At 71.6% G+C, this 11,806-nt stretch carries 9 protein-coding genes; 2 read left to right on the top strand and 7 right to left on the bottom strand.

The features are described 5' to 3' along the window. The first annotated feature begins 11 nt into the window (after window positions 1-11). A complete protein-coding gene (locus tag AB0P41_RS25850; RefSeq protein ID WP_356713714.1) occupies window positions 12-965 on the top strand; it encodes a bifunctional riboflavin kinase/FAD synthetase in 954 nt (317 codons plus the stop codon). An 80-nt stretch (window positions 966-1,045) separates the two neighbouring features. Further along, window positions 1,046-2,161: an XdhC family protein gene (locus tag AB0P41_RS25845; RefSeq protein WP_365934429.1), complete on the top strand. Its 1,116-nt coding sequence runs from the start codon at window positions 1,046-1,048 to the stop codon at window positions 2,159-2,161. On the opposite strand, the gene AB0P41_RS25840 is transcribed toward AB0P41_RS25845, so the two are convergent. From AB0P41_RS25840 to AB0P41_RS25810, 7 genes are all read right to left on the bottom strand, one after another. Beyond that, window positions 2,158-3,156, bottom strand: coding sequence for an ABC transporter ATP-binding protein (locus tag AB0P41_RS25840; RefSeq protein WP_356713716.1), 999 nt, complete (start codon window positions 3,154-3,156; stop codon window positions 2,158-2,160). The genes AB0P41_RS25845 and AB0P41_RS25840 overlap by 4 nt on opposite strands. Beyond that, window positions 3,153-4,214: an ABC transporter ATP-binding protein gene (locus tag AB0P41_RS25835; RefSeq protein ID WP_356713717.1), complete on the bottom strand. Its 1,062-nt coding sequence runs from the start codon at window positions 4,212-4,214 to the stop codon at window positions 3,153-3,155. Before AB0P41_RS25835 ends, AB0P41_RS25840 begins: the two co-directional genes overlap by 4 nt. Further along, complete coding sequence (locus tag AB0P41_RS25830) at window positions 4,211-5,131, bottom strand: ABC transporter permease (protein WP_356713718.1); 921 nt, start codon at window positions 5,129-5,131, stop codon at window positions 4,211-4,213. Before AB0P41_RS25830 ends, AB0P41_RS25835 begins: the two co-directional genes overlap by 4 nt. Then, a complete protein-coding gene (locus tag AB0P41_RS25825; RefSeq protein ID WP_356713719.1) occupies window positions 5,128-6,219 on the bottom strand; it encodes an ABC transporter permease in 1,092 nt (363 codons plus the stop codon). Before AB0P41_RS25825 ends, AB0P41_RS25830 begins: the two co-directional genes overlap by 4 nt. 3 nt (window positions 6,220-6,222) lie before the next feature. Continuing rightward, window positions 6,223-8,097: an ABC transporter substrate-binding protein gene (locus AB0P41_RS25820; protein WP_356713720.1), complete on the bottom strand. Its 1,875-nt coding sequence runs from the start codon at window positions 8,095-8,097 to the stop codon at window positions 6,223-6,225. Window positions 8,098-8,294: 197 nt separating this feature from the next. Continuing rightward, complete coding sequence (locus AB0P41_RS25815; RefSeq protein ID WP_365934425.1) at window positions 8,295-11,168, bottom strand: SCO5717 family growth-regulating ATPase; 2,874 nt, start codon at window positions 11,166-11,168, stop codon at window positions 8,295-8,297. A gap of 354 nt (window positions 11,169-11,522) precedes the next feature. After that, window positions 11,523-11,756 (bottom strand): DUF397 domain-containing protein, encoded by a 234-nt coding sequence (locus tag AB0P41_RS25810; protein ID WP_203182782.1) that lies wholly within the window; start codon window positions 11,754-11,756, stop codon window positions 11,523-11,525. Window positions 11,757-11,806 lie beyond the last annotated feature (50 nt).

Raw genomic sequence — 11,806 nt, 5'->3', positions numbered from 1 at the left:
GAGCGGTCAGAGTGCACTGCTGGCGTGGCTTGGAGGACATCCCTGAGGGCTGGGGGCGCAGTGTCGTCACCATCGGCTCCTACGACGGGGTGCACCGCGGACACCAGCTGATCATCGGCCGTGCCGTGGAGCGGGCGCGCGAGCTCGGCGTGCCCTCGGTCGTCGTCACCTTCGACCCGCACCCCAGCGAGGTCGTACGCCCCGGCACGCACCCGCCGCTGCTCGCACCGCACCAGAGGCGAGCCGAGCTCATGGCCGGCCTCGGGGTGGACGCGGTGCTGATCCTGCCGTTCACCTCTGAGTTCTCCAAGCTCTCGCCCGCGGACTTCGTCGTGAAGGTGCTCGTCGACAAGCTGCACGCGAAGCTGGTCATCGAGGGTCCCAACTTCCGCTTCGGACACCGGGCGGCGGGCAACGTCACCTTCCTCGCCGAGCTCGGCCCGACGTACGACTTCCAGGTCGAGGTCATCGACCTCTACGTGAGCGGTGACGCGGGCGGCGGCGAGCCGTTCTCCTCCACGCTCACCCGCCGGCTGATCGCGGAGGGCGACGTCGCAGGGGCCGCGGAGATCCTCGGCCGCCCGCACCGCGTCGAGGGAGTCGTGGTGCGCGGCGCCCAGCGGGGCCGCGAGCTCGGCTTCCCCACGGCGAACGTGGAGACCCTGCCGCACACCGCGACCCCCGCCGACGGCGTCTACGCCGGCTGGCTCACGGTGAACGGCGAGGCGATGCCCGCCGCGATCTCCGTGGGCACCAACCCGCAGTTCGACGGCACGGAGCGGACCGTCGAGGCCTACGCCATCGACCGCGTCGGCCTCGACCTGTACGGGCTGCACGTCGCGGTGGACTTCCTGGCCTACGTACGCGGCATGCTGAAGTTCGACTCGATCGACGACCTGCTCGTCGCGATGGCCGCCGACGTGAAGCGGGCCGGCGAGCTGATCGCGGCGTACGAGCGCGCCTGACGCCTTCCTGTGGTGCGCACGCCGGCACCGGGGCATGGTCGGGGGACATGAGCCCGTCGAGCCCGGGAGGACGCCCGCCCATGCGTGAACTGCTGTCGGAACTGCGCGACTGGCACACCGCCGGTACGCCCTTCGCCCTGGCCACGGTCGTCGCGGTGCGGGGCAGCGCGCCACGGGCCCCCGGCGCCCTCATGGCGGTGTCCGCAACGGGCGCGGTGGCGGGCAGCGTCTCCGGCGGGTGCGTGGAGAGCGATGTGTACGAGGTCGCCACCGAGACGCTCACCACAGGCCGGACGGAGCTGCGGACCTACGGCATCAGCGACGACGAGGCTTTCGGCACCGGGCTGACCTGCGGCGGCACGATCGAGGTACTGGTCCGGCCCTTCGTCACGGCGGCCGACCGCGACGGCCTGCGGGAACTCGTCGACACCGTCGCCACCGGGGAACCCGTCGCGCTCGCCACCGTGGTGTCCGGCGCGGCGCGCCCCGGCGCCCGCCGGGTGGTCCTGGCCGACCGTGTCAGCGGTTCGCTGGGGGACGAAGGGCTCGACGCCGCCGTCACCGACGACGCGCGTGGGCTGCTCGCCCAGGGAGCCACGGGCAGCGTCCGGTACGGCGCGCACGGCGAGCGCCGGATGCAGGACGTCACCGTCTTCGTCCAGGCGTACGCCCCCGCGCCCCGCATGCTCGTCTTCGGGGCCATCGACCACGCGGCGGCCACCGCGGGCATCGGGTCCTTCCTCGGCTACCGCGTGACGGTGTGCGACGCCCGCCCCGCCTTCGCCACCCGGGAGCGCTTCCCCACCGCGGACGAGGTCGTCTGCGCCTGGCCGCACACCTACCTGGAGTCGACCCCCGTGGACGCGCGCACCGTCGTCTGCGTCCTGACCCACGACCCGAAGTTCGACGTGCCCCTGCTCGCCGCCGCGCTGCGCACACCCGCCGCGTACATCGGGGTGATGGGCAGCAGGCGTACCCACGCCGACCGGACCGCCCGGCTGCGCGAGGCGGGGGTGGACGAGGCGGCCTTGGCCCGCCTCGCCTCACCCGTCGGCCTCGACCTCGGAGCCCGTACGCCCGAGGAGACGGCCGTCTCCATCGCCGCCGAGATCATCCAGCACCGCTGGGGCGGCACCGGCCGCCCCCTGGGGGAGCTGGCCGGCGCGATCCACCACGGACCACCGGCCGGCCCTTAGGGGACCACCGCTCCCGCGGCCGCCCAGTGGCAGGCCACCTGGGTCAGGCCGCCTCCCTCCAGCACCGGCAGGTCCTTCGTGCGGCACGCGTCCGCGACACCCGCCCGCTCCGCCTCGCCCGAGGCCAGGATCTGGCACCGGGCGTGGAAGCGACAGCCGGACGGCACCTTCGAAGGGTCCGGCGGTTCACCCGTCAGCAGCACCGGCTCACCGTCCGCCTCCGGCAGCACCGACAGCAGCGCCTGGGTGTACGGGTGCCGGGGGGCCGTGAGGATCTGCTCGACGTCACCCGTCTCCACGATCCGGCCGAGATACATCACCGCCACCCGGTCCGCGATGTTCCACGCCAGCCCCAGATCATGCGTCACCACCAGTGCGGACAGGCCCAGCTCGTCCCGCAGCCGCAGCAGGAGCGCGAGGATCTCGCCCCGCACGGAGGCGTCCAGCGAGGCCACGGGCTCGTCCGCGACGATCAGCTCGGGCTCCAGGACCAGTGCGCCCGCGATCACGACGCGCTGGCGCTGACCGCCGGACAGCTCGTGCGGATAGCGCAGGAAGAACCGCTCCGGGGGCCGCAGCCCCGCCCGCGCCAGCGCGCCGGACACGGCCTCCCGCTCGTCGCCCGCGTAGCCGTGGATGCGCAGGCCCTCCGCCACCGCGTCGTACACCGTGTGGCGGGGGTTGAGCGAACCGCTGGGGTCCTGGAGCACCAGCTGCACCCGCTTGCGGTACGCCTTGAGCGCCCGGCTCCCGTAGTCGAGGGGCTCGCCGCCGAACGTGACGCGGCCGGCCGTGGGCGTCACCAGGCCGAGCAGGGACCGGGCCAGGGTCGTCTTCCCGCAGCCCGATTCGCCGACCAGGGCGACGATCTCACCGGGACGGATGTCGAGGTCCACCCCGTCGACCGCCCGCGCGGTCGCCGCCCCGCGCCGCCCGGGGAACGCGATCTCCAGCGCCTGGGCGCTGAGCAGGGGAGCCGGGGGAGTCGTCGTCATGAGGTGCTCCTTGCTTCCTCGGTGCCGCCCTGCGGGCCGGGCGTCGCGGTGGCTTCCGGCTCCACCAGCACACAGGCCGCACGCCGGGACGGGCCGGCCGGCCGCAGCTCCTGGTCCTCGGTGGCACAGGAGTCCAGCGCGGCTGCGCAGCGCGGATGGAACGTACAGCCGGAGGGCAGCGCCGACGGGTCCGGGGGATCTCCCGGCAGACCACGCGGCGCGTGCCGCGACGCGAGGTCACCGATGCGGGGGAAGGCGGCCGACAGGGCGCTGCTGTAGGGGTGACGGGCGTTCTCGTAGACCTTCTTGGCCGGTCCCTCCTCGACGACCCGGCCCGCGTACATCACCGACAGCCTGTCGCAGGTGTCGGAGAGCACCGCGAGATCGTGGCTGATCATGATCAGTCCGAGGTCCTGGTCGCTGACGAGCTGTTCGATCAGCCGCAGGATCTGCGCCTGGATCATCACGTCGAGGGCGGTGGTGGGTTCGTCGGCGATGATCAGCCGCGGGTCGCAGGCCAGTGCCATCGCGATCATCACGCGCTGGCGCTGACCGCCCGACAGCTCGTGCGGGTAGGCGTCCGCACGCGCGGCCGGAAGCCCCACCTGTTCCAGCAGCTCACCCGCGCGCCTGCGAGCGGCCGCCGGGGTCCCCTTGCCGTGCAGCAGGATCGGTTCGGCGATCTGGTCCCCGATGCGGTGCACGGCGTTCAGCGAGTGCATCGCGCCCTGGAAGACGATCGACGCCCCCGCCCAGCGCACGGCGCGCAGCCGCCCCCACTTCATGGTGAGGATGTCCTCGCCGTCCAGCAGGATCTCACCGCTCAGGGTCGCGGTGGCGGGCAGCAGCCTCAGCAGGGCGAGCGCGAGCGTCGACTTCCCGCACCCGGACTCCCCGGCGATGCCCAGCTTCTGGCCCGCCTCGACCCGCAGGTCGACTCCCCGTACGGCGGGGACGGCCGACGCCCCGGAGCCGTAGGTGACATGCAGGTTCCGGACGTCGAGCAGCGGCTGCCCGGTCTCCGGCTCCGTGACGTTCTCGGTCTTCACGGCAGTCAACGGGACACCCCCAGCTTGGGGTTGAGCACGGTCTCGATGGTGCGGCCGCACAGCGTGAACGCGAGGGCGACGACCGCGATGGCGAGTCCGGGCGGAGCGAGGTACCACCAGTTGCCGGAGCTGACCGCTCCGGCCTCACGGGCGTCCTGGAGCAGCCCGCCCCAGGAGACGATCGTGGGATCGCCGAGCCCGAGGAAGGCGAGGGTCGCCTCGGTGAGGATGGCGGTGGAGATCACCAGCGTGGTCTGTGCGAGCACCAGCGGCATCACGTTGGGCAGCACATGGCGGGACATGATGTGGCCGTGTCCGCCCCCGAGCGCCTTGGAGCGCTCGATGTACGGACGGGACTCCACGGACAGCGTCTGCGCCCGTACGAGCCGCGCGGTCGTCGGCCAGGTCGTCACGCCGATGGCGAGGACCGTCGTCCAGAGGGACCGCGAGAGCACGGTGGCCAGCGCGATGGCGAGCACCAGCGTCGGCATCACGAGGAACCAGTCCGTGATCCGCATGACGACGTTGCCGTACCAGCCCTTGAAGTGACCGGCCGTGATGCCCACCAGCGTTCCGATGGCCACCGACAGGAAGGCGGCGAGCAGACCGACGGTCAGCGAGACCCGCGTCCCCCACACCAGGAGGGCGAGCAGACTGCGTCCGAACTGGTCGGTGCCGAGCGGGAACTCGGCGCTCGGCGACTCCAGCGCGCCGCCCGGCGCGTCGGTGACGCTCTGCGAGTCCGCGCCGACCAGCAGCGGCGCCGCCAGCGCGGTCAGGGCGATCAGCGCGAGCACGGCCAGACCGGCCAGGCCCGCCCGGTGGCTCCGGTACTGCCGCCAGAAGCGGGCCGCCGCCTGGCGACGGCGGGCCCAGGTCAGCGCGCGCGGGCCGATGGCCGGCGCGGCGTCGGTCGAGGTCGTCATCGGCCCACCCGGGGATCGAGGAGCGGATAGATCACATCGGCGAGCGTGTTCATCAGGATCACCGAGGCGGCGAAGACGAAGAACAGCGCCTGCACCAGCGGCAGATCGGGGACGCTCAGCGCCTGGTAGAAGAGACCGCCCAGGCCGGGCCAGGAGAACACCGTCTCCACCAGGATGGCACCGGCCACCGTGTTGCCCAGGTTGACGAAGAGCAGCGTCACCGTCGGGAGCATCGCGTTCGGGACGGCGTGCCGGCGGCGTACGAGGTCGTCGCGGAGCCCCTTCGCGCGGGCCGTCGTCAGATAGTCGCTGCCCATCTCGTCGAGCAGCGAGGAGCGCATCACCAGCAGGGTGCGCGCGTACTCGACGGCGACGAGGGTGATGACCGGCAGCACGAGGTGGTGGGCCACGTCGAGGACGTAGGCGAAGCCGCTCTCGCTGCCGGACTCCATGCCGCCGGTCGGGAACATGCCGGGGATGGGCCCGATACCGACCGACAGGGTGATGATCAGGAGCAGCCCGAGCCAGAACGAGGGCACCGAGTACAGCGTCAGCGCGAAGGCCGTGTGGAAGCGGTCGCCCGCCGAGCCGTTGCGCCAGGCGGACCTGGCACCGAGCCAGATGCCGATCGCCGTGTAGATCACGAACGCGGTGCCGGTGAGCAGCAGCGTCGCGGGCAGGGCCTCGCTGATCTTGTCCATGACGGGAGCGCGGAACTGGTACGACGTACCGAAGTCCCCGGTCAGGGCCTTGCCGCAGTACTCGGTGAACTGCTGCCAGAGCGGCAGGTCCAGGCCGAATTCCTTACGCATCGCGGCGATCTGCTCGTTCGACACCTGCCGGCCGCCGGTCATCTGCTTGACCGGGTCGCCGGGGATCAGACGGAACAGGAAGAAGCTGGTGACGAGCACGGCGAACAGCGAGACGGCCGCACCGGCCAGCTTGCCCGCCGCATAGCGGAGATACGCGGTCGTGCTGCGGGCGCGCGGACTGCGGGCCGACGGCCCGGCCGGAGCCGGGCCGTCGGTCTGCACAGCGTCCACGCCCGCCGCGCCCTTCACGAGCGCGGGAGTGCTTTCTGTGCTCATGGACTATTCACGGTCTTCCGCGGTGGAACGACGACGCATGGCGAACAGCAGCCCGCCACCGGCGAGGACGACTACAGCGATACCGACACCGACGAGGACTCCGGTGGAGCTGCCGCTGTCGCCGGACGAGCCGCCCGACGCACCGGCGGCCGGGACCGCCGACCACCAGCTCCAGTAGCCGTCCTGACCGTAGATGTTGCCCGCGTCCGAGGGCATGGTCGTGATGGACCGGATCTGGTCGGTGCGGTAGGCCTCGACGGCATTCGGGTACGCCATGACATTCATGTATCCCGTGTCGTACAGCCGCGACTCCATCTGCTTCACCAGGTCGGCCCGTTTGGCGGGGTCGTATTCGGCCAGCTGCTTCGCGTAGAGCTCGTCGTACTGCTTGTCGCAGATGAAGTTGTCGGTCGCCGCGGTCTGCTTCGCCTTGGCCGGGAGCGCGGCGCAGGTGTGGATCGACATGACGAAGTCGGGGTCCGGGTTGACGGACCATCCGTCGAAGGCGAGGTCGTACTCACCGGCGTACCAGGGGTCGGAGACGTTGTCCCGGCAGTCGACCTTCAGGCCGATGCCGAGCTCGCCCCACCACTCCTGGAGGTACTTGCCGATCGCCTTGTCGTTGGGGTCCGTGGCGTGGCACAGGATGCGGAAGTCGAGCGGCTTGCCGTCCTTGCCGGTCCGCTTGCCCGCGCTGTTCTTCCTGTACCCCGCCTCGTCGAGGAGGGCGCCCGCCTTCGCCGGGTCGTAGGCGAGCTTCTGCTCGGCCGCCGGCTTCCAGAAGTACGTGCCGTAGCGGGGCGGGATGTAGCCCTCGCCCTCTATGGCGTACCCCTGGAAGACCTTGTCGATGATGGCCGTGCGGTCCACGGACATGAACAGCGCCTGGCGGACCTTCTGGTCCTGGAGCGCCGGGTGCCCGTCGCCGAACTTCTTGCCGTCCTTGGTCTGCGCGCCGGGGTTGGTGGCCAGTGCGTAGAAACGCCGGCCGGGGGCGTCGTTGACCTTGATGTTGTCGGCCGACTTCAGCGACGCGGCCTGCGCGGGGGTCAGGCTCGGGCTTCCGGCGACGAAGGAGACTTCACCCTTTCGGAGGGCGGCGACCGCTGCGTCCTGGTCCTTGTAGTACCGGAAGACGAGCTCGTCGAACTTGGGCGAGCCCCGCCAGAAGTCCTTGTTGGCCTTGAGCTTCACATAGCTGTCGACCTTGTAGTCCGTCAGGATGAACGGCCCGTTGCCGACGATCGGGAACTTCGTGTCGTTGTTGAACTTCGAGAAGTCGCCGACCTTCTCCCAGACGTGCTTGGGAACGATCGGCACGTCCAGCGCCGTCATCGTGGCCTGAGGCTGCTTCAGCTCGATGACCAGCTTGTCCGGGCTGGGTGCGGACACCTTCTTGAAGTTGGAGACGAAGCTGCCGTTCGACGTCGCGGCGCCCTCGTCGGTCATCATCTTGTTGAAGGTCCATGCCGCGTCCTCGGCGGTGGCCTTCTCGCCGTCCGACCACTTCGAGTCGTCCCGGATCGTGTACGTCCACGTCAGCTTGTCCGCGGACGGCTCCCACTTCGTGGCGAGCCCGGGGATCGTGTGGTTGTCCTTGGCGTCGTAGTTGGTCAGGAAGTCGTACATCAGCCGGCTGATGCTCGTGGAGACAAGCCGCTGCGCGAGGAACGGGCTCAGTGAGTCGACGCTCTGGGCGACCGCGACGGTCAGCGTCGACGTGCCGTCGGCGGCCTGCGCCTCCTGCGGGGCGGGGGCGAGCGGATTGCCGGGGACGACCGATCCGGCGGCCAGCGCCAGGGCGGCGGCTCCGGAGGCGAGGAGGATACGCAGTCGGCCGCGTGGGCGGGACGGGCGTGGTGGGACTCTTGTGACCATGGACGTGGACCTCGCGTCATGACTCGCATGGTGAAGGCGGGCAGATCTCTGGTTCGCCAGCTGGTGAAGCGAAGGTTTATCAGCGGCGGTCGAGTCGCGTCAACGGTCCGCCAAACCGCGTGTGGTCTGCGGGAATGCAAGAAGGGCCCGCACCGTGTGAACGGTGCGAGCCCTCATTGGTTTAGACCTCTACTGCCTTACTGCTGAGGCGCAGACGGCGGCTGCGGGGGATGCTGCTGCCGGCCCGCGGGCGGAACCGGGCCTTGCAGTTCGGGCTGCCCCGACTGATGTGCCTGGCCACCGTGCTGTCCGGGCGGCGGAGGCGGTCCGGCCTGCCCCGCGCCGGGTTGCGCCTGCGGTGGCAGCGGCTGCTGCCAGCTGTTGTTCTGCGCGCCCGGTCCGGCGGGCGGCGGGTAGGCCTGCTGGGGCGCGGCGGCCTGCTGGGGCGGCTGCTGCTGGCCTCCGTACTGCTGCCCGCCGTACGGCTGCTGGGGCGGATACGGCTGCTGCGGCTGTCCGGGGTACGGCTGACCGGGGTACGGCTGCTGCCCCGGATACGGCTGACCGGGCTGGGGTGCGTACGGCTGCTGGCCGGGCACCTGCTGACCGGGCGTCTGCTGACCCGGCATCGGCGGGGCGTACTGCGGCGGCGGACTGGTGCCGTCTGCCGTCCACAGCCCCTGCTGCTGCTGGGCGCGCTGGAAGTCCTCGGCGACGAGCGCGGAGAGGTTGAAGTACGCCTCCCTGGTCTTAGGCCGCATCATGTCGAGGTCGACCTCGGCGCCCGCCGACAGGTGCTCGTCGAACGGTACGACCACGACGCCGCGGCAGCGCGTCTCGAAGTGCTGCACGATGTCGTCGACCTTGATCATCTTGCCGGTCTCACGGACACCGGAGATGACGGTCAGGGAGCGCTGCACCAGCTCCGCGTAGCCGTGCGCCGACAGCCAGTCCAGCGTGGTCGACGCGCTCGACGCGCCGTCGACGGACGGCGTCGAGATGATGATCAGCTGGTCGGCGAGGTCCAGCACCCCGCGCATCGCGCTGTAGAGCAGGCCGGTGCCCGAGTCGGTGAGGATGATCGGGTACTGCTTGCCCAGGACGTCGATCGCCCGGCGGTAGTCCTCGTCGTTGAAGGTGGTGGAGACCGCCGGGTCCACGTCGTTGGCGAGGATCTCCAGGCCCGAGGGAGCCTGCGAGGTGAAGCGGCGGATGTCCATGTACGAGTTGAGGTACGGGATCGCCTGGACCAGGTCGCGGATGGTCGCCCCGGTCTCGCGGCGCACCCGGCGCCCGAGCGTGCCGGCGTCCGGGTTGGCGTCGATGGCGAGGATCTTGTCCTGCCGCTCGGTGGCCAGGGTCGAGCCGAGCGCGGTGGTCGTCGTGGTCTTGCCCACGCCGCCCTTGAGGCTGATGACCGCGATCCGGTAGCACGACAGCACCGGCGTACGGATCAGCTCCAGCTTGCGCTGCCGCTCGATCTCCTCCTTCTTCCCACCCAGCTTGAAGCGGGAGGCGGCGGACGGCGTGCGGCTGCTCTTGGCCTTCTGCTTGCCCCGGACCAGCCGGTCCGACGACAGTTCCACCGCGGCCGTGTAGCCGAGCGGGGCACCCGGCACCGAGCGCTCGCGCTGGTCGTGAGTGACGGGCGTCGGCCAGGCGGCGCCGGTGCGCGGATCGGCCGGCGGGGCCTGGGGCGCGGGCGGCTGGGGCTGGTAGGCCCCGGGCTGCTGCTGGGCAGGCACGTTCGGTGTGCCCTGGGGAGCCGGCTGCTGCGGGGGGAGCGGGGCACCCTGCGCGGGGAGGTGCGGGGGCTGCTGACCGGCCTGCGGAGCCGGGAAGCCGTAGCCGCCCTGCGGCTGCGCGCCCGGAGGCAGTTGGGGCGCGCCCTGGGCGGGGTACTGCTGCTGCGGAGCCTGGGGGAACCCGTAACCGCCCTGCTGCGGTGTCTGCGGGAAGCCGTAACCGCCCTGCGGTGCGGGTGTGTTGGGCTGAGCCGGGTGCTGGGGAGCCGGCGGGGACGGCTGTGCGGGTGGCGGCGTAGGAGCCTGCGGGAAGCCGTAGCCGCCCGCCGCGCCGGCGGCCGGAGCGGGTGGCTGCTGTGCGGGCCACTGCTGCGCGGGCTGAGGGGCGCTCGGCTGCTGTGCGGCCGGCTGGAAGGCGGGCGGCAGCGGCGGGAGGGCGCCTTGCGCGGGAGGCGCGGGCGTCCACGGGGCGGGCGCGTTCGACGGGACGGCGCCCTGAGGCGGTGCGTCGGCGGACGGTGTGCCAGCCGACGGTGTACCTGCAGGAGGTGTGGCCCGGGGCGCCGCGTCCTGGGGTGCCGGGTCCGTCGCGGAGTCCGAGGGCTCGTCGTCCGTCTCGTCCCCTGCGGGAGCCTGCGCCGCGTCCGCCCCCAGGGCGCCTGCCTCGCCGGGGTCCTCTTCGGAGCCCTCGGACGCTCCGGGTGCTCCGGACGTCCCGGGCTCTTCGTCGGATGCTGCGGAGCCCTGCTCCTTCACGGGGCCGTCCGAGTCCGAACCGTCGGCTTCGGAAGGCGCTGAACCCGGCGTGGATCCGGCGGAACCGGAACCCGTGGACTCGGCCTCCGCACCGGCCTTGGCCGCCTCGCGCTCGGCGATCTCCTGCTTCAGCGCGGCAGGTGAGAACCGCATGGTCGCGCTGCTCTCCACATCGCCGCCACCGAAGGGATCAGGCGCGGCGGCAGGCTCCTCGGAGCCCGCCGCGGGAGAAACCGACGCCGGCTCCGGGAGAGCGGGCTCGTGGGAAGGCGGTGACGGCCGGGGTGAGGCGGACGATGCCGCTTCGGACAGCCCGACCGAGAAATCCGGTGGCCAGACGGGCTCGGAAGCCGACGGTCCCGGCACGGACACCGGCGCCCCCTGCGGCGGCGGAGGCGCCAGGTGTGCCCCCGTCCCTCCCGAAGAGTCACCCGGCGCGTTCTGCGTGTACCAGGCGGGCGGGGTGTAGTCGATGGTGAACTCACCCGTCATCTCGGCGGGATCCGCGTCGGACGACTCGTCGACGGGCGTGTTCCATCCCCCGCTGATCTCGTCCCGATCGCCGTTCACTTTGCCTCCTGGTGTGGTCGAGCACCCTTGTGCCGTGGTGGGTGGGGGCGACCGTTCCCGTAATTTCCGGTCCGCCCGGCTCTCCCCCTTGCGACGCGCAGCGCCTGCCCGCAGGTTCCTCTGCCGCGCCCCCACCACCCTAATCGCCATGGGGCGCGCTACGGCAGGCCGTATCGCTTGCGACCGCTGTCCCGTAGGTCACGCATGGTCCCCGCACGGAGCGGCCGAGGCAGAACGTCGGTCCTGAGGCACCGGGGACGGGACCGGGGGAGGCGAAGTGGCGGGCACGACGGGCGGCGGAGCGCGGCGAGGGGGCGGCAGTTCCCGACCGCCGCCCCCTCGCCGCGCGGTCGCCTACTTGAGGTCGAACTCCCCGTCCCGGGCGCCCAGCACGAACGCGCGCCACTCGGCCTCCGTGTAGCGCAGTACGGTCCCCGGGTCCAACGACGACCGCATCGCGACCGCGCCCCCGGGGAGGTGGGCGATCTCGACCCGTTCCTCGACATCCTCGGTACCGGGCGCACTCAGCCACTCCACATCCGAGATGTCGAGAGCGTAGAGCTCGTCCTTTTCCTGCTGGGTGCCCATGCGCACGTCCCTTCGGTCGAACTGTGTCGTTCCCCGTAATGATCCTGAAA

It is taken from the genome of Streptomyces sp. NPDC079167, from assembly GCF_040686735.1.
GTDB lineage: Bacteria > Actinomycetota > Actinomycetes > Streptomycetales > Streptomycetaceae > Streptomyces.
Note: the sequence above shows the minus strand (reverse complement) of the source record. Positions and strands in the feature narration are given on the sequence as shown.

Coding starts and splice junctions, on each gene's coding strand:
- AB0P41_RS25845 (WP_365934429.1), top strand. CDS start 1,046: ATGCGTGAACTGCTGTCGGAACTGCGCGACTGGCACACCGCCGGTACG.
- AB0P41_RS25840 (WP_356713716.1), bottom strand. CDS start 3,156: ATGACGACGACTCCCCCGGCTCCCCTGCTCAGCGCCCAGGCGCTGGAG.
- AB0P41_RS25830 (WP_356713718.1), bottom strand. CDS start 5,131: ATGACGACCTCGACCGACGCCGCGCCGGCCATCGGCCCGCGCGCGCTG.
- AB0P41_RS25825 (WP_356713719.1), bottom strand. CDS start 6,219: ATGAGCACAGAAAGCACTCCCGCGCTCGTGAAGGGCGCGGCGGGCGTG.
- AB0P41_RS25820 (WP_356713720.1), bottom strand. CDS start 8,097: ATGGTCACAAGAGTCCCACCACGCCCGTCCCGCCCACGCGGCCGACTG.
- AB0P41_RS25810 (WP_203182782.1), bottom strand. CDS start 11,756: ATGGGCACCCAGCAGGAAAAGGACGAGCTCTACGCTCTCGACATCTCG.